Here is a 20,075-nt window from a genome sequence, read left to right as displayed (position 1 = left end):
TAATTTTAGGTATTAATGAGACATCTGGAAAAAGAGATTGAAGAAGCTATGCGTTTTAGTACTCTGTAATTTTAGGTATTAATGAGACAGAATTCCAATTAACAGCAAGACCACCATTGTTTTAGTACTCTGTAATTTTAGGTATTAATGAGACTTGATATCATGTTTTTTGGTGATGTATCTTAGTTCTAATACCAACAATTCAAGATATAAACTACAACCAAAAATTCTCCTGCTGAGTTTTATACTCTGTAAGTTTTGGGGTTAATAAGCCGCCATAACACACTTGATTTTTGTAGGAACATGTACAAAAGTATAGTAATCACACATACGAAGTGGTTAATTTGAAAAGTTACGAATTCTAATCCCAAACTATTTCATCTCATCGATTCTTGGTCAAACAATCATGTTGTCGAAACATGTCATGTGTGCGATTGTTCTGGAGTAAAAAGGCACTATCCACACACTTCAAGCACCCTCACTTGAATCCCCCCACCAACATCTGATACGCTAAAAAGGAATTATCTATTAATAAAATCCACATAAAAGAGGGTTAACAATATGAAAGCGATTATGACGAAACAACCGGGTGGAGCGGAACAATTACATGTGACAGATGTTCCGAAGCCAGAACCCCGTGAAGGTGAACTATTAATTAATGTAAAGGCTGCAGCAATTAATCGTACAGATATTCTTAATCGTGAAGGTCGTACTGGTTATATGACGAATCCTATTCTAGGAATTGAAGTAGCTGGTATCGTGGAAGAAGTCGGACCGAATACAGAAGTGAAGGTCGGTACTCGGGTGATGGGGCTTGTCAATGGTGGGGGATATGCAGAATATGCAATCATGCCAGCAGAGCGAGCAATGATTATTCCTGAAGGCTTATCCTTTGAAGAGGCAGCGGCCATTCCAGAAGTATTTTTAACCGCATATCAAACCTTATATTGGTTAGGTGACCTGAACAAAGGGGAAACCGTACTCGTCCATGCCGGCGGAAGTGGTGTCGGAACGGCAGCGATTCAACTAGCAAAACAAATTTCTGCAGCAAACGTCATCACAACAGCTGGCTCAAAAGCAAAATTAGATTTTGCACAATCCTTAGGGGCAGATTACGGTATCAATTATAAGGAAAAAGATTTTTCCGAGGAAATATCGCACATCACCGATGGTCAAGGGGTCGATCTGATACTAGACTTTGTCGGTGCATCCTACTGGAACAAAAACCTATCTAGCATTAAGGTGGATGGACGCTGGGTGTTAATTGGTATCCTTGGAGGCGCACAAGTAGAAGTGAACTTGATGGAACTAATGAGCAAACGAATTCAACTAACAGGCACATTACTAACACCTAGAAGTGATGAATATAAGGCGAAGCTAACGGCTGATTTTTCCCAAGCTACGATAGAACTATTTGAATCCAAACAGCTTAAACCGATTGTCGATTCTGTCTTTGCTTTTGAAGAAGTTCAGCAAGCACATCGACATATGGAAGAGAATAAAAACATCGGAAAAATCATCTTAAAAGTCGATTCACCTAGCTAAACAAATGTCCACGTTACCCTATTGCACAAAAAAATAATGCTTAGTGGGCAACCTCCCACTAAGCACCTTATATGGTTAAAAGGCACCAGAGCCTCCACCACCACCGCCTACTCCTGTACCCGTCCCTCCAGTCGTTGTGGAGGAGGAATTAGAAGTTGCAGCAGTAACCGTATCTGCCTCACTAAAGTGTAGATTCGCAGTTGATGCAATAAGCAGATACATCATAACGCTCGATGAATCCATGCTTTTATTTGATGTTTGCTTGAATATTGGATTATTCCATACCTTTATTCCCTTATCATTCATACCATATGCATAGTTCACAGAGATGATTTGCTCATCTGTGCTCCATTTCTCCAATTGATTTGGTGGTATTCTATCGAAGTTCTTATTAAACTGTTTCCATTCCTCCCAAACAATTGCACCTTCTAATGTCTTCGGAGTGTAAAAAAGACTAAAAGCAAGTAAGCCAAGAAACAGAATAATAGAAACTATCATCCACATAAACAGTTCATGAATACCAAAGAAAACGGCTAATGGAACAAGTAGCAAGCTCAAAAGGGCAACCGTCCATCTAAAACCTTTCTTTGCTTTCGTAAGTTCTTTCGATTTTACTTCCTGCTTTATTGCGTATATCCATGCTTGAACATGTTCGTGGTACTCATTATGATTCGATTCATCCTCTAAAAATGTTTGCAAATCTTTAAATCGAAATGTTTTTCCATCACCAATCTTATCAAATAGAAAGTTAATTAACATGTACTCATGGTCATACTCAGTATTACGATCGACTAACAAGAACGTTTCTTGATTTTTCGTTCGCACATAACCTTTCCGAACTAATTCTAATAAAGACGACGTTAGTAACTGGTCATTCGGTGTGAATGGATTCGTATAATAGATTGTTGCCGGTAAGCTCATCTTAAGCTTAGGTATCGTTAGCTCGTCTTTCATACGGCGTTGCACATCATGATTTAGCTCCATGTTTTGTCGCATGCTGACAAAGAGCAATAGAACAAGAAATAGTCCAAAGCCACCAACTACATATGGAGCAATATGATTTAACCATGCTGTCCTATCCTGGAACGCGGCTAGCTTGGCTTCATTATCCGCTATTTGTTCCAGAATCGAATCTTTCATCATTTTTTCACTGGTTAATGGAGCAGCACCAAACAGTGCCGCATCATATACTACTTGAATGTCCCCATTCTTCCCATCTTTCACATAACCTAATGAAAATACGGCACCCCCATCCGCTGTTACTTCTGCTGTATCATATGCTTCATCATAACCATAAGCCGTAACCGGATCCGCCTCAGCAGGTGGATGTACATAGATCGTCATGTTCTCATATGCCGATTCATTACTACTATCAAAAAATGGCCAGTAGAACTGGGCAACATCCTGATATACCTCTACCCCGTTTTTAATCGTATATCTTAGGTCTATCGTTACCGTTTCTTCATTGCCTTTTCGATGCACTTTATATTCGCTATCCTCTTTTTCTACCTTTAATGACTTTCCATTTTCATTTGCTTCAAAATCTTCAATAGCTGTATCATTCTTCGGGATTATCGTCCGGGTAAGACCATTAAATTCATCTTCAAAATCATACGTGAACCTTTCCTTTACCGCAACATCCCCATTTTCCATTAAATAGGCATCTATCTGAACATCCTTAATGGAATATTCCACATCGGCAAATGCAGGTTTTACAAAAATGAAAAGGGTAAATAAGAAAATTATCGTGACGACCAGTTTTTTCATAAAAGCAACTCCTTTAGGTTATATACGGATGTTGGATGGATTTGGTTTCAGTAGATATTAAAAGTAAGAGGAGGATTTCTAATTGTAATTATACGAGTTTAATTGGAGTTTTGAAACAACTAGAATGAAACGATTCCCCTACCATTTATCAATTATAGTAGAATGCTAACTTACTCCTCCCCGCATACAATCTAATCTCCTGAGGATTCCAAATACTTGCAAACATACCAAATTATCTAGTATAGTATAATTTGTTGAAAAATTAAATAATACCTTACCAGGTCGGTGAGGTAGAGGCGCGAACATTATGAGTAATCAATCGGAGTATGACATCGATGATGATTGAGGAAAGGAATGCTCGCCGAAGCGTAATAAGCGTCACTCTTATTATTGCTGGGATGTCTTTGAATAAGAGGCATACTGTCATGCAGGTCTGCATGGAGAACTACTGATCGAATGGAAGATGCCATATTGGAAACAATGATAGGTTATTTTCTGTCATTGTTTTTTTGTGTCTTTTTTTCTATCTCCATTTTTAAGACAGGCTACTTTTAGGCATTGGAGGTAAGGTAAATGAATAAACTAGCTCAACGAGAATAATCGACAAAAGCGCACTTAATTTACTGCGCTAATTATAAAAGCTACATACATCGTTACAAAGCAAGTTCATAAAAAAGGAGAAAAAACTATGAAACTATCAACATGGAAAGCAATTCTACTGCTTGTGTTATCATTTACCGTCGTTTTAGGCGGCATTATATATCTTGGAACCCCTACTACGATTACACTCATCACAGCTGGGGTAGTCGTAATCACCTTATCACTTATCTGGGGAATATCCTGGGAAAAGATAGAAGAAGACTTAATTGAAACGATTAAATCGATGCTTCTAGCTATTTTGATATTGCTAGCTGTGGGGATGTTAATCGGTGCTTGGATGCTGTCTGGAACCATTCCATTAATTGTCTATTATGGCTTGGTAAGCATTGACCCGTCCTTTTTCTTAATTATTACTGCACTTGTCTGTTCGTTTATGTCTATTATGGCAGGAACTTCCTGGGGAACCATTGGTACAGTAGGGGTTGCCTTAATGGGTGTGTCGCTAGGTCTTGGTATTCCGGTACATTACACGGCTGGAGCTGTTGTAGTTGGGGCATTCTTTGGAGATAAACTCTCTCCCTTATCTGACACCACGATTATGGCACCAACCATGGCTGGGGTGAAGCTTGTTGACCATATTAAACATATGCTCTGGACAACGATTCCAGGTTATCTTATCTCATTAGTCCTTTATTTGATTCTAGGCTTCCAATTCGGTGGGCAAATCGAGAATAGCGAGAATGTGAATCTGATTCTATCCACGTTGAGCGAGAATTTTAATCTCAACCCGATATTAATTATTCCACCACTACTTGTCTTACTCTTAATTTATTTTAAAAAGCCAACACTCCCTGTATTCGGTGTAGGTATTATTGCTGGATGTATATTGGCGGTTATTTTCCAAGGAAGAGATGTTTTGGAAGTATTTTCAGCATTAAATAATGGGTACTCTCAAGCAACAAACATACCAATCGTGGATGAGATTGTACAACGAGGCGGAATGTCGAGTATGTTGGGTACCGTTGCTTTGCTTATTAGTGCTGCGGTATTTGGATCCCCATTAAAATCAGCCGGAGTTGTTCATATTCTTTTAGACAAAATTGTCGCACTAGCTAAAAGCGGTAAGGCTATGATGAGCTCTAGTTTAGCTCTACACGGTATTCTATTCACCATTACCGGAAGTTATTATGTGACATACGCTGTCATCGGTCCAATCATAAGCCCACTATATGACAAATTTGGTCTACATCGTAAAACTGGTCTCGTACGATGGAGGATACTGGAACCGCTCTAGCTCCACTCATCCCATGGGGCGTTACAGGAGCATTTGTTGCGGAAACATTACAAGTATCAACTGGAGAATTTTTCCTTTATGCTCCAATGACTTATCTTGGAATTATCTTTGCTTTGATTTATATCTTTAGTGGAATTGGTATTACGAAGGTGCAAGAAAATAAGGGGGAATAATATGCTAATAAGGAACAGTGACTTAGAGTAGGATGATAGATATGAAAGCAAGTATTAATAATATTTGAGTACTATGTTCTAGTAAAGAAACAAATAATGCAAAGAGTTTTGGAAGAAAGGGAAAATTATTGGTCAAATCTACTCCATGGTCATTCATGAGATAGGGAGAATGTTAAATAAGTGTTTTTCACTTCCAAAATTAATATACCTTGCCCTCTAGTCTACACTACTAGAGGGCTTAACTAATTTGACTATCACGGAGATCCAGGCTCTTCACTCGTATTGCCTTCTTTAGAGTTATCTGTAGGATCGTCCTCATTAGTTGGTGGTGGATCTTGTGGTTCTGGTTGATCCTCATTCTTGTTATCTTCAGGTTCTGTTGGTTTTTCTTCTTCCTCTTTTGGATTAGAAGGTGTGTTACTTTCTTCATCCTTAGGCGGTGACGTTTGCTTGTCATCTTTTTTGTTTTTAGAATCTGTCGTTTTTTCTTTTTCCTGTTGATCCTTCTTTTCTGGTTGCTTAGTTGTTGGCTTGTTATTCGTTTTTTCTTGAACAGGTTGATTTTCTTGTCTTACATTCGTTCTTTCTGTGCTGTTTACCACTGAAGAGTTTTGATTCTCATTTCCTACATTGACCTCGTGGATACTATCCGATACTTCAGCTGCATCTTCCATTGAATTATCTTCCGTATCCTCCTCTGTATCATCTAAAACCATCGCTTCCGTCTCTTCCTCTGAATTATACCGATAGCTATCGTCTAAATCGGTAATGGATATCTCATCCTTAACAAAAATATGAGTGCTGTCTACATTGCTTTCTGGTTCTTCTATAGATTGAGGTGACGTTTGATCTGTTATCGTTTTCGCAGGCTGATTCATTAAACTATTAATCACCCAATACCCTCCACCTAGAAGAGGAAGGGCCAATAGAAATGATGCCAATATTCCAATGGTTTCTTTCTTTACCTCCAATTTCATCCCCCTTTCAAAAGTGTAATTTTTTCCATTATCTTTAATATAGTATAAATAGACTATAAAGTGAAATAATAAAAAAACTAGTCCATACCCAAAGAACCACCATGTACGACTATATTCTGATAATGACTCACCTAATAGAAAAGGCAGCACTAATATAAACAATTAATGCTACCCTATATCTATCTATTATTCCAAGCTACTATCTCCAACAATCATTCCATGAACCTTCTGCAATTCCTCGTTCGGAACTAGGTAATAATAGATTCCATCAATCATCTTACCGCTACCTTGTAACATATACTCTGTCGTGTTACGTCGAACATCTTTATAATTCAATAATAAATTCTGCATATCGTCAAAATCCATATTGGTATGCATGTTATTACCAAGAATATCTATAAAACTATTAATCTTACCAATAGAAGCGATATTCGCACCCTTATCAATCGCCGCTTCCACTACTTGTCTTTGACGTGCTGCACGGCCAAAATCACCAGCAGGATCTTGCTTACGCATACGAACATAGCCTAGAGCCTCTTTACCATTTAAGTTTAACTCACCCTTCTTATAATGGTAACCATTAGCTGCCCAATCTAGTTCGTTCTGTACGGTAATTCCGCCTAGTTCGTCAATAAATTCCGTTAACCCTTCCATGTTCATTTCAACATAATAATCTAATTCTATATCGAGTAAATTCTCTACGGTAGCAATTGTCATGTCAATACCACCAAAAGCATACGCATGGTTAATCTTATCCTCGTACCCTTTACCAACAATCATAGTACGTGTATCACGCGGAATACTTACAAGCTGCATCTGATCTTTATCCGGATATAACGATAGGATCATTAACGTATCAGAACGTCCTCTTTCATTAGCACGAGCATCTAACCCTACTAATAAGATGTTCAAATTTTCCAGATTTTCTACCTTCTGCTTTGTTACTTCCCGATCAATACTAACTACCTCTTTGTACATATGCTCATTAACTGTTTTCTTGGCATTGCTATAGATGGAATATGCATAGGCACCCCCACCAATAACTCCAACTAATAACACGGCAAGCACCGAAATCACTATTTTTTTCCATAACGCCATCTTTTTCTTTGGTTTTGTCGCTTTTGACATGTGAACCTCTTCTTTCAATTAAGTTTTCATAGAAGATTATACCATTTTTTGTCACATTTTATATAGATTTGTAGCATAATATTAGAAATATTTTTTCTATCGATTGATTTTTACTAGAATATAATCTCTGATTAGGACGCTCATTGCCTAAGCAATAAAGAGAGAGGCATTCTAACCTTTAATATTGGCATGGCAAATTCTAGTATATTAAACTAGTACTGATTCAAAAAGAAGGGGTGTCACTTATATGAACTTACTCCATATTCACCACGTAGCCATCATTTGCTCGGACTATGAAAAATCTAAACAGTTTTATACAGAAATATTAGGCTTAACGATTGTAAAGGAAATCTATCGGGAAGATCGGCAGTCTTACAAACTTGATTTAGCCTTAGGGAAGGACTACCAAATTGAACTATTCTCTTTTCCATCCCCACCTAAAAGAGTAACCTTTCCAGAAGCTACCGGACTCAGGCATCTTGCTTTTGCCGTAGATTCTGTAGAAGATTCCGTAAACGAACTGAAGTGTAAAGGGATTATTCCAGAGCCAATCCGAGTGGATGATGCATCAGGTAAAAGGTTTACTTTCTTTCAAGATCCAGATGGCTTGCCAATTGAATTGTATGAAAGATAATAGTTTCAACTAACTGTGGTTTGCGTATTCTCTAGGGGTATTTGGTATTTAATTGTTGCTAGTTTCTTGCTTGATTTAGAGTATTGAGGGGCTGTCTGGCTTGGGGGCATGATTTCGGGGGGTGGGCTCATCTTCCTCTCGCTTGGGCGCATGTACTCCGGAGTCGGGCTCATCTCCCTCTCGCTTGGGCACATGTACTCCGGGGTTGGGCTCATCTTCCTTCCACTTGGGCGCATGTACTCCGGGTTCGGGCTCATCTCCCTCTCGCTCGGGCGCATGTGCCCCGGGGGCGGGCTCATCTTTCTCTCGCTTGGGCGCATGTTCTCCGGGGTTGGGCTCATCTCCCTTCCACTTGGGCGCATGTGCCCCGGGGTTGGGATCATCTCCCTCTCGCTTGGGCGCATGTACTCCAGATTCGGGCTCATCTTCCTTCCACTTGGGCGCATGTATTCCGGATTCGGGCTCATCTCCCTTCCACATGGGCGCATGTACTCCAATTTCAGGATCATCTCCCTCCCCAACACGCTCTATCCCCCGCTCCACTACCTATATCCCCTTCCCCAACCCATAAAAAAACTTCCACCTTTCGAGGATAGTACCTCAAAAGATGGAAGTTTATTCTTATGCTTGACCTTTTTCACGCTGTCTTAATTCAACACGGCGGATTTTACCTGATGATGTCTTTGGTAGTTCATCAATAAATTCAATTTTTCTTGGATATTTGTATGGAGCAGTTAATTGTTTCACATGATTTTGGAGTTCTTTCACTAGCTCCTCCCCTTGATTTACCACGTTACTTTGTAGAACAACGTATGCCTTCACGATATTTCCACGAATTTGATCTGGACTAGCAATGACAGCACATTCTTTTACTGCTGGATGCTTGACCAAAGCATCTTCTACTTCAAATGGCCCGATTGTATAGCCTGAGCTAATGATAATATCGTCATTTCTTCCTTCAAACCAGAAATAGCCTTCCTCATCTAAGGAAGCTTGGTCACCTGTAATATAGAAGTTACCACGATGGGTTTTCTTCGTACGGTCCTCATCCTTGTAATACCCTTTAAATAGTGCTGGGGTATCTAGTGGAATTGCTATGTCGCCAACTTGTCCTACTTTGACAGGATTTCCGTCCTCATCAATTAATTGTACATTATTTCCTGGAGTAGGTTTTCCCATTGAGCCTGCTTTTACTTTCATACCCTTTAAAAATCCTAATAATAATGTGTTTTCCGTTTGACCATAGCCATCTCTAACCGTAATATTAAAATGCTTTTCAAATTGATCGATCACTTCACGGTTTAATGGTTCACCAGCGGAAACAGCACTGTGGACTGCTGATAAATCATAGTCCTGTAGATTATCTAGTTTCGCCATGAGTCGATATTCAGTTGGTGTACAGCAAAATACATTGATTTTATTAGCCTCTATTAATGATAGATATTTCTTTGGTTCAAATTTTCCGCTATATACAAACCCAGTGGCACCAGTTCCTAATACCGATAAAAATGGACTCCATACCCATTTTTGCCAGCCTGGTGCTGCCGTCGCCCAAACCGTATCACCATCATGGATTCCGAGCCAATGTACCGGGGCAGAACTCATATGGGCATAGCCCCAAGCATGGGTATGCATAACCGCCTTTGGATTACTCGTTGTACCTGATGTATATGGTAAAAATGCAAGATCATCTCTGGATGTTGGAACGATATCCAATTGATCGGATGCAGAAGTCTTTAGACTATCTATATGATTCCATCCCTCGATAGCGTTACCTATCGTAAATTTCGTAAGCTCTTCATACTGGTCAATCGTTCTAAAATCGTCGGTAAAATCCGAATGGCATACAACTCCGCTTACTTCTCCATGCGAAATTCGATACTGCAAATCTTTTGTTCGCAACATTTCTGAACTAGGGATAATGATAATGCCAGTTTTTAATGCTGCAATATATACCTCATAGGTTTCAATGCTACGAGGTAGCATAACTAGTAATCTATCTCCCTTTTTAAGACCTTGTTCTTTAAATATATTTCCAATTTTGTTCGCATTTTTAATTAAGTTTTGATAGGTTATTTTTCGTTGGTCTCCCTGCTCGTCTTCCAAAATTACCGCAACACGATTAGGTTCTACAGCATATTTCTCAAATTCCATCACGATATTATAATTTTCCGGTGCAATTAAATCTTCTCTATTCAACAATATCACCTCATTTTTAGTACTAGATGCTAGTATCCAATCATTATATCAGATTCTATATCATTAAGTAAGCGAGGAAACTTTTGTGATTGAATTATTCATAATCATCTACGTAATTTAGTAAAGCATGAAACCACCGCAAAGGTTCTATGCTATGCCTTTAAGCAGACAAATAACGATGGTTACTTGCAGAAAAAAGCAGAAGAACATTCTACTGTATATTTTCACCCAATCCGATAACAATAAACCTATAGAACCTTCATGACATTATGGTGAAAAAACGGAGGGATAAATATGGTGAAGGACTCACACGCACCGAAGGAAAAACATAATAAAGCCAAAAGACCAGATGAGCAAAGACGAAATAAAGGAAAATCTAACGCACGGAACACAGAAAGTTAAATATGGTGGGACAGCTTCCTTGTCCCACCTCCAGTTTGGGTCACACCCTTCTCCACCAAGTTAATTAATTCAAACTTTTCAATTGCTCCATTCAATCAAGAACTTATCTAATTTGATCAATTGAAAGCTCCAATCAATGCAACCAAGTTGATACTATTCCCTATTTCAATTCCACCTATTAGTTAAAGCGCTATCTCCTAATTTGTTTTTCAAAAATTATTGACAACTTTATTATTATCTGATAAGTTACTTTTAATACATAAATCGATGACGAGAGCAGTAAGTTAGGAATCCTGATCCAAAGAGAGCCGGCATTTGGTGAGAGTCGGTGTTCAGCCCCTATCCGAAAATCATCTCTGAGATGCAAAGCTGAAAGTCTAGTAAGCTTTGACGGGTTGTCCTCCGTTATAATGGAACGCGTATGATAGTACGTTGACTTGAGTGCTGCAGTTTTTTTATTTTCTGCGGAATTAGGGTGGTAACGCGAGTATAAACTCGTCCCTTTTTATTAAGGGACGGGTTTTTTTATATTCAAAAACAACTTAAAGGAGAGAAACACCATGCGTAAATTTGATTCATTTTTTATCGGTCTTATGTTATTTTCTATGTTCTTTGGAGCAGGAAATCTAATTTTCCCACCATTTTTAGGGGATCAATCTGGTACTACATTTTGGCTAGCGATGGCTGGGTTTGTTCTTACTGCCGTAGGGTTGCCATTAGTGGTTTTATTTGCCATTGCCCGGGTTAAGGGAGGAATTCAAGCAATTGGAAACCGAGTTCATCCGGTATTTAGTACCGTATTTATGGTAATTGTCTATTTATCTATCGGACCATTTCTAGCCATTCCAAGAAATGCGAATGTCGCTTTTGAAATGGGAGTCATGCCTTTTATGGATGGAACGAATACAACGGTCGCTTTACTAGTATTCTCCGTTGTATTCTTTACACTCGTTTATCTCATTAGTTTAAATCCTACGAATCTAGAAAGGTATCTAGGGCGCTTTATCACGCCAATTTTACTAGTGGCAATTGTTATCCTATGTGTCACTGGGTTCATGCAGCTGAATGGAAGCTTCCAAACACCAACTGGTGGGTATGAGTCAGGAGCGTTTTTTAAAGGATTTTTAGAAGGATATAATACGATGGATGCCTTAGCGACACTTGCCTTTGGAATTGTGATTTTGACAGCTATTCGTCAGCGGGGTGTTTCTGATGATAAGCAATTAAAAGGCTACATGCTAAAAGCGGCACTTATTGCAGGTTCACTACTCACTGTAGTCTATGTTTCTCTTGGGATTATTGGTGGTAAAATGGCGGTTGCCGGTGAATTTGGAGATGGTACACAAATTCTTTCTGCCGTTTCTTCCAGTTTATTTGGACAGAGTGGAACGGTGCTAATAGGTTTAATATTTACACTTGCCTGCTTTACGACCGTGGTTGGCCTAACATCAGCTTGTGGTCAATATTTTTCCAAGCTAATTCCAAAAGCAAATTATAAAACCGTTGTTCTCGTTACAACTTTAATTGGCTTTACACTGACCAATATGGGACTGAGCCAAATATTAAAGGTCTCCGTACCTTTCTTAGTAATTGCTTATCCATTAACGATTGTGTTAATTGTCCTAACATTTTTCCATCGTCAGTTTAAAGGCTCAAGAATCGTCTATGTCAGCGCCCTTTCCCTTACAGGTGTGTTTGCTGTTATCAGTGGGTTAAATGCTTTTGGAATGAAGTTAGGACTGATTGAGAAGATTCGCGCCTCTTTACCATTAGCAAATGTTGATCTTGAATGGGTGGTTCCAGCGGTCGTTGGAGCGCTACTTGGTGTGATAATTGCTAAGTTAAGCTATAGAGGAGAGCCGGTATTAGAGTAGGAAGGGAGATGGGATAAGGGATAGGTTCCTTGTCCCATCCAATTCTTCCCATATCTAATTATTCTCCTAAACGTAACAAGAGTTCCTCGGTTCCTCCACTCATCCACAAAATTCAATTGATAAAGTGCTGGAACAGACTCAAGTTGCTTTCCCTGCCATTCTCCCTCTACCTTATACTCTTTCTGTAAAAATAATAACTTCCATACACAACCATGAGAAGAATAATCAATCCAACCGTTAAGACCGTTGCCATCACATATTCGGATGGTAGAAGAATAGATGCAACTATACTAAAAGCACCCCAAGCGAACATCAATGTGGAACCCAATCGATTGGAATTTCTCCAGGACTCATCATTTTTCATGGACCACGCTGTTCTGACACCGAATAAAGCATTCATTTTTACATTTCTAATTGGCTGTCACTTTGAACGGTATTTTGCGCATATTTTAAATACTATTTTGCACGAGATGAAATATAAAAATCTATCTTCATGTAAAAGATAGATTTTAATAATTACTTGATTCCGATAACTAAACTGTCTCGTGCAGCTTCAACAACTTCTGTTGTAATGGTTTCAAGATTATTAATTTCAAGTATCCTTTCAATCTGGGTGAAGAGTCTTTGTATAAGCCTGAAGTTTCCTCCAGTAATCTTAATAATACTAGTTATTGCTTCGTAATCAGAAAAATCTTCAAGTTTTATAGAAAGTCCTAACTCTTCCCATTTATACTCCAAAATATGATGAGCTTCATCTTTACTGAGTTTATCAAACTCATGGGCAAATCCAATTCTGGAATAAAGTTGAGGATATCGAGCTAATCTTTTCTCAATTCCAGGCATTCCGATCAATATCATTGCTAAGTCATTTCGATCATATAAATCCCTTAGTTGTTCCAAATTTTGCACTTTTAATCGATCTATTTCGTCAACAATTATAAGATCAATATCTTCATAAGTATCAGTAGAATATTCTTCTTCCCCTCCGTTATTTACCTTATAAATAGCTTTAGTCATACCCATTTTACCACCAATAATACTAATTTCGTCAGTCATTTTAGTAGCACGTATTGCTGGCGCTGTATAAAAAATTGTTCTAGCTTTAAGAATCCTCTCATCTGTATCTAAACCAATTTTTTTCTTATATTTATAATCTATTTGTTTTTCGATATAATCCCAGTTAGAATAATATCTTGAGGATAACGTTTTTCCTACTCCCGGTAGTCCGTAACAAATTCCTATATATTTATATTTGATAAAAGCATCACAAAACTCTGCAAATCTTTTATACTCTTTTGTTTCAATAAACTTCTGTGATTTATTCATTGAAATACCTCTTGAGTTTTGACTTTTTAGAATCAGATTTATTCGACTTGTTCTCCAAATCTTTTTGCTGTGATAAAGCAATTTCTTCTGCAACAGTTCTTCTGGTATCAATTTGCTTATTGAGATTTTTACGCACCTTATTTCGTGCGGAAACAATATCTTTTAAATCTACTTGGTAATCAGATATCTCAGGGGAAATAGCAGTACATAAGTATTTGTCTTGATAGAACACTCGAATCTCTGCAATATCCCTTGGATCATAACGAATAATGACTGTTTCACCAATATATGCAGCTAGATTTGTATCTATATACCTTAAACCTTGGAAGTGAATACCATCCGAATGAACCTTCCTCGGTTTTGCTACATTTAACAATAATAAATCTAGGCTTTCCAAACTATCTGGCATATTGGGGAGGAATCCAGAATTATTCCAAGCTTTGATGGGTTCTTTTTTTGTTGTACCGTGAACCCTATGATGATAATTATATATAATGAAATTTGATAATTTATCATCAAGTTCTTTAAGAGTAAGAAGAGCAGGGCTGTGCTGATTTCCAATATATCCAGGTAAATCTTGTAGAAACAACTGATTAATAGTTAAAAAGAATCTTTCAATTTTCCCACGCCCTCTTGGAACTCCTACTGTAGAAAAAACAAGATTAATTTTTAAATCAATTGCTACTTGTTCCAAATGATTGGAGGTAAAGTCACTTCCATGATCTGTATAAAACTTTTCAGGGATACCACATATTTGCCAATCGGGGTTTCTTTTTCTCCATATTGCTTGGTGCAAAACTAAAGATGTTTGTATAGCAGACGGGTCTTGAAAAGTTAAAAAATATCCAGCAACTGCTCGACTATAGTCATCTAAAATAATTGTTAGCCAAGGTCTTTCCGGTTTTCCCTTTTCATTTAAAACAATTATATCTAATGGGGTATGATCAGCTTGCCAAATTTGATTAGGATAACTAGCCTCTCGTCGGTGAATTAAATCATAAGTGTTTTGATATTCTTTTTTTCCTTCATAAGCTAGTTTTTTTAGTCCTTGTGATAAAGACTTTGAAATAGCATAAACCTGATAGTAACTGGGTTGCTTCCAATTATTCTTTTTGCATGTCTCACAAATCTTCCTATGAATAGAAGTGACTGAATTTCTTTTGTGACTAAGTATTAAATTCTTAATCTCTTCTTGTACTTCATTTTCCACTTTAAATATTCCAGAATCTGTTCGACTCTTTCGAATCAATCCAATTAATCCAAATTGCTGATACTTACTAACCCAATAGTGAAGTGTACGTTTTGAAACACCAGATTCCTCAGCAATAGCTTTCAAGTTTTTCTCACGGTTAATATATGGCTCAATTAACCTGTATTTTTCCATAGCTATTTGTCTCTGCTCTTCTGAATACGAAGTCAATGATGGAAGCTCTTTTCCCATATAGAAACAGCTCCTTTTAATTAATGAAGCTAATGCTATTAGTTCCTCTAATTGTTGTCATTGTTTAAATATCGATATAGAGTGGCTCTACTTATACCAGTCATTTCTACAATTTCTTTAACGCTGAATTCTCTAGTATTATAAAGATTAATGGCTTTTGTAATATCTTTAGTTCCTACTTTTGGTCGTCCTCCTTTTCTTCCTCTTGCTCTAGCACTTTTTAGCCCCTCTTTAGTTCGTTCAACAATCAAATCTCGTTCGAACTGGCTAAAAGCTTGAAAAACAGTCATCATTAACCTCCCTTGCGGGGTGGTAGCATCAAAATTTTCTTTCACACTGATTAATTTTACATTTTTCTCTTCAAAGTAATTAACTAGATCGATTAAGTCTTTTGTGCTTCTACCTAATCTTGAAAAACTTTCTACTACAACAATATCCCCAGGTCTCAATTTGTCTTTTAGACGATTTAGCTCTGGTCGGTTTGATTTTGTTCCTGTCATTTTTTCTGTAAGAATTTCATTACAATTATATTTTTCTAATAAATCTAATTGCCGTGCTAAATCTTGCTGACGAGTACTTACTCGAGCATAACCATAAATGTACTGACTCATAAAAAAATACCACCTTTTCAATATAATTATATCATAAAGGGTGGTATATGAAACATAGATTTTGAGCAATCTTTAAAGACAATATTTCTTATGGCTTTAAGCTATTTAATATTCATAGTAAAAACGTCTCAAAAACATTCGTTTTTGAAATGTAGGTCTCTCCAAAAAATATCATTATATAATATTTGTTTAAAATCGGAGAATGTGAATAGTCTGAAGTAATTTAGCCAATATAATATTATAAATAGATTTGATAGGGAGTTTTTTGATGAAAAAAATCAACATTACACAGCTTCTTGCAATTTTTATATTAAGTATGGGATTTACTAATCATATCAATATTATCCCGTTTTTAATTAATGCTGCAGGTCGTGATGCATGGATAAGTGTAATTATTGGTTATATTTTAACCCTATTGTTCTCCTTATTATTATTGTATGTTACTAGGAAATTTCAATCAGTATCTATTTTTGAATGGATATCATCTACATATTCCAGATTGCTAAGTCGAACAATTGCTTTTTTATTAGTCATTTATTTGTCTATAACTGGTTTTATTACCCTCAAAGAAACGGTATTGTGGATAAATGAAACGTTTTTGTTTAATACACCGGTAGTAGTGATATCTCTATTCATTTTAACTGCATCCATTTATATTTCATACGGTAAGATAAATGTAATTGCCATTTGCGCAGGTGTTGTACTTCCATTAGTTATTATATTTAGTTTGTTTGTCACAATTGGTACCACTCCTGATAAAAACTATACACTGATTACACCTGTATTAGTGGAAAATGGGTGGAAGGAAGTATTTCGAGGTTCAATTTTTGTATTTGGTTCAGCCATCGAAATAATATTACTTATATTTTTACAGCATCACGTAGATAGAAAACTGGGGTTTTTACACATTTTACTTCTCATCACTTTTTTATCCATTCTAACTATAGGACCACTACTTGGCAGTATTGCGGCCTTTGGAGTAGATGAAGCGGGAAAGTTGAGATATCCTGCTTTTTTTCAATGGCGTATCTTAGGGATAGGTAATTATTTCAATCACCTCGATTTTTTATCCATTTATCAATGGTTATCCGGTACTTTTATCCATATAAGTATGATTTTATATATGATTACGCAACCCTTTAAAATTAAAAAGAAAAAACAGCGCTTTTATATCCAAGCCTTTATTTGTGTTATCTATCTAATTGTTATTACATTGCCTATTTCAAATGAAGAATTCTTTATCTTTTTATCACGTTTTTATTACATTGGAAGTATCTTTTTTGGTGTTTTTATCACAGTCTTTATTGCCTTTTTAATTAAAATTTCAACGAACAGGGTGTCTACAGATGAGAAGAGATAATTATAAAAAAAAGGAACAGTATATTACGAATCTTTTCCAACATTCAACAGACGTATCCATTGAGAAACAACACTTATATGCAAATAATAAAAAGGAACAAATGCTTATTATCTACTGCAATGGTTTAATTGAACATAAATTATTAATAAATAGTATACTCCCAGACATTCAAGACAAATACTACCGTGATGGACAAAAAGGTGTAGAAAATATAAATTGTTCCGAACGTATTACGTTGCGCAATCATGAAATAAATGTTGACAATACACTCCAAGAGAAAATTTTTAATGGCTATACAGCAATATTGATTGCTGAAAATTTATATTTCTTTAATACATCCAGTCCGCCAAAAAGATCACCAGAAGAATCTCATACTGAGGTATCATTGCGTGGTCCAAGAGACGCTTTTGTTGAAGATTTGAGTACAAACATCGCTTTAGTACGGAAAAGGCTTAAATCGAATTCTCTTGTAACAAAGTCTTTTACTCTTGGTAAAAGAAGTCAAACACAAGTTCGATTAGTTTACATAACAGATATACAAAATAAAAAGATGATTAAAGAAGTCACTCACCGTTTAACTAATATTGATATAGATATTATAAACAGCGACAACCAATTACTGGGTCTTCTTGGTGGTTCTAAGTATTCTCTTTTTCCATTAATGAAATCTGTATCTCGTCCAGATGGTGTTGTCAGTAGTCTTGTTAGAGGAAGATTTGCTATTTTTATTGATAATGTTCCCAACGTATTAATTGCACCAGGTAATTTGGGATTGTTTCTCCATACTGCTGAGGATGAACATACTCCATATTACTATGCTTCTTTGGAACTTTTACTTAGACTTTTGGGGTTAATGTTGTCCTTATTTTTACCTGCTTTTTGGGTTGCGTTATCTGCATTTAATGGAGACCAAATTCCATTTCCGTTACTAGCAACAATAGCATCTTCTAGATTAGGTATACCTTTTAATTCAGCAGTAGAAGTATTATTAATGCTAAGCCTATTTGAGTTATTTCGCGAAGCAGGTGTCCGATTGCCAAAGGCAGTTGGTCAAACCATAGCAGTTGTAGGTGGACTAATCGTAGGTGACGCAGCAATTCGAGCAGGTTTAACATCTCCAACTATGTTAGTTGTTTCTGCAATTACTGCTGTTTCAACCTTTACACTAGGTAATCAAGCTCTTTATGGGACAGTTACAATTATACGATTCTTTTCAATCTTTCTTTCTTCTGTTCTAGGAATGTTTGGCTTTTTTATCAGTGTCTATTTAACACTTGGCTACCTTGCAAAGCTAGAATCATTTGGTATTCCTTATTTAAGTCCAGTCTCACCATATGTAAAAAATGATTTTTCTAAATCTTTACTGAAATACCCAGTTGCACAACAAGATGAACGCGCAAAGATCCTTGACACAAATGATACTGATCGACAAGGAGATGAATAAAAATGAAACAATTAATGGTAATCCCACTGATAGGATTCGTATTACTGATTTTAACAGGGTGCTGGGATGAATACGAAATTGAAGAAGTGAATTTCGTCTCAGCAATTGCAATTGACTATAAAGATGAAAAATATATAATTTATGCCCAAATACTTGATTTTTCCAATGTAGCTAAATCCGAAGATGGCAAATCGGGACAACCCATACCACTATACATAGGCAATGGTTCAGGTCATACAATTAATGATGCTATTTTCGATTTATATCGAACATCCCAAAAAACAGTAAACTGGTCACATATAGGAGCAATTATCTATACAGAGTCTATTTTGGAAAAAGGTATAAAAAAAGTGGAGGAATCCTTAAAGAAAAATGGAGAATTTCGTCCAACACCATGGATGTTTGGAACAAAAGAGTCAATTGAAAAAATACTTAGCTCTACTGGTTTTTTCCAACTGCCTCCAATATATACCATCTTATATGAGCCAACAGATGCATATAATCAATATTCGTATATTAAACCGATGCGTTTGCATAAATTTACTTCGATTTATAGCGAGCCAGGGGGGACTGCTTTACTGCCTTCAATTTCAATTGACGAAAACGATTGGAAGGAATTAACTACAGAACCAAAGACTAAAAACACCCTAAAAATAAATGGTGCTTTTCCTGTGAGTGAAGGAAACTATAGAGAGTGGATGTCTTATGAAGAGCTTATTGGTCTTAGATGGACGCAAACAAAGATTAAACGTACACCAGTAGATATTATTGAGGACAATGAAATAAAAGGTGTTGTAAGAATAACGTCACCATCTGTAAAAATAAATGTTGTTAGGGATGGTGAAAAGTTCCATTTTAACATACATGTTGATGCAAAAGGAGAATTAACAGATTTAGAAGAACACCTTTCTTCAAAAAAAATAGAAGAATTAGTAACAAAACAAATTGAAAAAGAAATAAGGTTCACTTATCAAAATGGAATTGATAAGGAAATTGACGTATATAATCTAAAAAATATACTTTTCCATGATAGGGTTAAACCACAACAATTAAAAAATTATACATTATCTACTAATTCTATAAAAAATGTTACAGTAAATTTCCACTTAGAAAACAGGGGTTTATATGATTGAAACTGGAGTTAGATAAACTTAGTTGCTAATTCAAATAATTTATTTATAAATATTTAAAACAGTAAGACAAGGAGAATAAATTACTAAACAATGAAAAAGATTAAAATAAAAATGTCTGAGAGGTTAATTCAAAACTTTTGTTAAAACCGTTTTAATTTATCTATTCT

At 36.5% G+C, this 20,075-nt stretch carries 17 protein-coding genes, 1 CRISPR repeat array, 1 riboswitch and 1 other annotated feature (1 of these 20 running past the window's edge); of the genes, 8 read left to right on the top strand and 9 right to left on the bottom strand.

What is annotated here, in order from left to right; genetic code table 11:
- Positions 1-154: direct repeats of the CRISPR family, unit length 36 nt; unit sequence GTTTTAGTACTCTGTAATTTTAGGTATTAATGAGAC (it extends 146 nt beyond the left edge of the window).
- Between the two features lie 407 nt (positions 155-561).
- Positions 562-1,545, top strand: coding sequence for an NAD(P)H-quinone oxidoreductase (locus tag MKY78_RS13465; protein WP_339213375.1), 984 nt, complete (start codon positions 562-564; stop codon positions 1,543-1,545).
- A 75-nt stretch (positions 1,546-1,620) separates the two neighbouring features.
- Here the strand turns inward: MKY78_RS13465 and MKY78_RS13460 are convergent, their stop codons facing one another.
- Positions 1,621-3,312, bottom strand: a complete 1,692-nt coding sequence (locus MKY78_RS13460) for a DUF2207 domain-containing protein (RefSeq protein ID WP_339213373.1) — start codon at positions 3,310-3,312, stop codon at positions 1,621-1,623.
- 283 nt (positions 3,313-3,595) lie between these two features.
- Positions 3,596-3,768, top strand: a riboswitch (Lysine riboswitch).
- A 232-nt stretch (positions 3,769-4,000) separates the two neighbouring features.
- Between MKY78_RS13460 and MKY78_RS13455 the strand changes: the two genes are divergently transcribed.
- The gene (locus tag MKY78_RS13455) at positions 4,001-5,206 is read left to right on the top strand and encodes a Na+/H+ antiporter NhaC family protein (protein WP_339213372.1); all 1,206 of its coding nucleotides are present in this window, start codon (positions 4,001-4,003) and stop codon (positions 5,204-5,206) included.
- Positions 5,182-5,379: a Na+/H+ antiporter NhaC family protein gene (locus MKY78_RS13450; protein ID WP_339213370.1), complete on the top strand. Its 198-nt coding sequence runs from the start codon at positions 5,182-5,184 to the stop codon at positions 5,377-5,379. Before MKY78_RS13455 ends, MKY78_RS13450 begins: the two co-directional genes overlap by 25 nt.
- A gap of 254 nt (positions 5,380-5,633) precedes the next feature.
- Here the strand turns inward: MKY78_RS13450 and MKY78_RS13445 are convergent, their stop codons facing one another.
- Both MKY78_RS13445 and MKY78_RS13440 read right to left on the bottom strand, forming a co-directional pair.
- Entirely contained in the window at positions 5,634-6,350 is a 717-nt protein-coding gene (locus MKY78_RS13445; RefSeq protein WP_339213369.1) for a hypothetical protein, read from the bottom strand.
- 192 nt (positions 6,351-6,542) lie between these two features.
- On the bottom strand, positions 6,543-7,484 hold the full coding sequence (locus MKY78_RS13440; RefSeq protein ID WP_339213367.1) for an LCP family protein: 942 nt from the start codon (positions 7,482-7,484) through the stop codon (positions 6,543-6,545).
- Between the two features lie 247 nt (positions 7,485-7,731).
- On the opposite strand from MKY78_RS13440, the gene MKY78_RS13435 reads away from it, so the two are divergent.
- Positions 7,732-8,118, top strand: coding sequence for a VOC family protein (locus tag MKY78_RS13435; RefSeq protein WP_339213365.1), 387 nt, complete (start codon positions 7,732-7,734; stop codon positions 8,116-8,118).
- 5 nt (positions 8,119-8,123) lie between these two features.
- Here MKY78_RS13435 and MKY78_RS13430 read toward each other — a convergent pair whose 3' ends face one another.
- On the bottom strand, positions 8,124-8,639 hold the full coding sequence (locus MKY78_RS13430; RefSeq protein WP_339213364.1) for a hypothetical protein: 516 nt from the start codon (positions 8,637-8,639) through the stop codon (positions 8,124-8,126).
- 100 nt (positions 8,640-8,739) lie between these two features.
- A complete protein-coding gene (locus MKY78_RS13425; protein WP_339213362.1) occupies positions 8,740-10,317 on the bottom strand; it encodes an AMP-binding protein in 1,578 nt (525 codons plus the stop codon).
- A 660-nt stretch (positions 10,318-10,977) separates the two neighbouring features.
- Positions 10,978-11,225, top strand: a binding site (T-box leader).
- Positions 11,226-11,279: 54 nt separating this feature from the next.
- On the opposite strand from MKY78_RS13425, the gene brnQ reads away from it, so the two are divergent.
- A complete protein-coding gene (brnQ, locus tag MKY78_RS13420) occupies positions 11,280-12,593 on the top strand; it encodes a branched-chain amino acid transport system II carrier protein (RefSeq protein ID WP_339213360.1) in 1,314 nt (437 codons plus the stop codon).
- Positions 12,594-12,759: 166 nt separating this feature from the next.
- On the opposite strand, the gene MKY78_RS13415 is transcribed toward brnQ, so the two are convergent.
- The 4 genes from MKY78_RS13415 to MKY78_RS13400 form a co-directional block, all read right to left on the bottom strand.
- Entirely contained in the window at positions 12,760-12,993 is a 234-nt protein-coding gene (locus MKY78_RS13415; RefSeq protein WP_339213359.1) for an SdpI family protein, read from the bottom strand.
- 116 nt (positions 12,994-13,109) lie between these two features.
- Entirely contained in the window at positions 13,110-13,919 is an 810-nt protein-coding gene (locus tag MKY78_RS13410) for an AAA family ATPase (protein ID WP_339213358.1), read from the bottom strand.
- Positions 13,912-15,360: a Mu transposase C-terminal domain-containing protein gene (locus tag MKY78_RS13405; RefSeq protein ID WP_035197639.1), complete on the bottom strand. Its 1,449-nt coding sequence runs from the start codon at positions 15,358-15,360 to the stop codon at positions 13,912-13,914. The genes MKY78_RS13410 and MKY78_RS13405 overlap by 8 nt, the downstream gene beginning before the upstream one ends.
- A 47-nt stretch (positions 15,361-15,407) precedes the next feature.
- Entirely contained in the window at positions 15,408-15,971 is a 564-nt protein-coding gene (locus tag MKY78_RS13400; RefSeq protein WP_339213353.1) for a recombinase family protein, read from the bottom strand.
- Between the two features lie 268 nt (positions 15,972-16,239).
- Between MKY78_RS13400 and MKY78_RS13395 the strand changes: the two genes are divergently transcribed.
- From MKY78_RS13395 to MKY78_RS13385, 3 genes are read left to right on the top strand one after another with little or no spacing between them, the layout of a single operon-like run.
- On the top strand, positions 16,240-17,331 hold the full coding sequence (locus MKY78_RS13395; protein WP_339213352.1) for an endospore germination permease: 1,092 nt from the start codon (positions 16,240-16,242) through the stop codon (positions 17,329-17,331).
- The gene (locus MKY78_RS13390) at positions 17,318-18,775 is read left to right on the top strand and encodes a spore germination protein (protein ID WP_339213350.1); all 1,458 of its coding nucleotides are present in this window, start codon (positions 17,318-17,320) and stop codon (positions 18,773-18,775) included. The genes MKY78_RS13395 and MKY78_RS13390 overlap by 14 nt, the downstream gene beginning before the upstream one ends.
- 2 nt (positions 18,776-18,777) lie before the next feature.
- A complete protein-coding gene (locus MKY78_RS13385) occupies positions 18,778-19,908 on the top strand; it encodes a Ger(x)C family spore germination protein (protein WP_339213348.1) in 1,131 nt (376 codons plus the stop codon).
- Positions 19,909-20,075: the final 167 nt, after the last annotated feature.

It is taken from the genome of Ornithinibacillus sp. FSL M8-0202 (genome assembly GCF_037975285.1).
GTDB lineage: Bacteria > Bacillota > Bacilli > Bacillales > Amphibacillaceae > Ornithinibacillus > Ornithinibacillus massiliensis.
Note: the sequence above shows the minus strand (reverse complement) of the source record. Positions and strands in the feature narration are given on the sequence as shown.

Bases quoted from the DNA above. Each gene is read 5' to 3' on its own strand.
- MKY78_RS13465 (WP_339213375.1), top strand. From the start codon at position 562: ATGAAAGCGATTATGACGAAACAACCGGGTGGAGCGGAACAATTACAT.
- MKY78_RS13460 (WP_339213373.1), bottom strand. From the start codon at position 3,312: ATGAAAAAACTGGTCGTCACGATAATTTTCTTATTTACCCTTTTCATT.
- MKY78_RS13455 (WP_339213372.1), top strand. From the start codon at position 4,001: ATGAAACTATCAACATGGAAAGCAATTCTACTGCTTGTGTTATCATTT.
- MKY78_RS13450 (WP_339213370.1), top strand. From the start codon at position 5,182: ATGGAGGATACTGGAACCGCTCTAGCTCCACTCATCCCATGGGGCGTT.
- MKY78_RS13440 (WP_339213367.1), bottom strand. From the start codon at position 7,484: ATGTCAAAAGCGACAAAACCAAAGAAAAAGATGGCGTTATGGAAAAAA.
- MKY78_RS13435 (WP_339213365.1), top strand. From the start codon at position 7,732: ATGAACTTACTCCATATTCACCACGTAGCCATCATTTGCTCGGACTAT.
- brnQ (WP_339213360.1), top strand. From the start codon at position 11,280: ATGCGTAAATTTGATTCATTTTTTATCGGTCTTATGTTATTTTCTATG.
- MKY78_RS13415 (WP_339213359.1), bottom strand. From the start codon at position 12,993: ATGAATGCTTTATTCGGTGTCAGAACAGCGTGGTCCATGAAAAATGAT.
- MKY78_RS13410 (WP_339213358.1), bottom strand. From the start codon at position 13,919: ATGAATAAATCACAGAAGTTTATTGAAACAAAAGAGTATAAAAGATTT.
- MKY78_RS13405 (WP_035197639.1), bottom strand. From the start codon at position 15,360: ATGGGAAAAGAGCTTCCATCATTGACTTCGTATTCAGAAGAGCAGAGA.
- MKY78_RS13400 (WP_339213353.1), bottom strand. From the start codon at position 15,971: ATGAGTCAGTACATTTATGGTTATGCTCGAGTAAGTACTCGTCAGCAA.
- MKY78_RS13395 (WP_339213352.1), top strand. From the start codon at position 16,240: ATGAAAAAAATCAACATTACACAGCTTCTTGCAATTTTTATATTAAGT.
- MKY78_RS13390 (WP_339213350.1), top strand. From the start codon at position 17,318: ATGAGAAGAGATAATTATAAAAAAAAGGAACAGTATATTACGAATCTT.
- MKY78_RS13385 (WP_339213348.1), top strand. From the start codon at position 18,778: ATGAAACAATTAATGGTAATCCCACTGATAGGATTCGTATTACTGATT.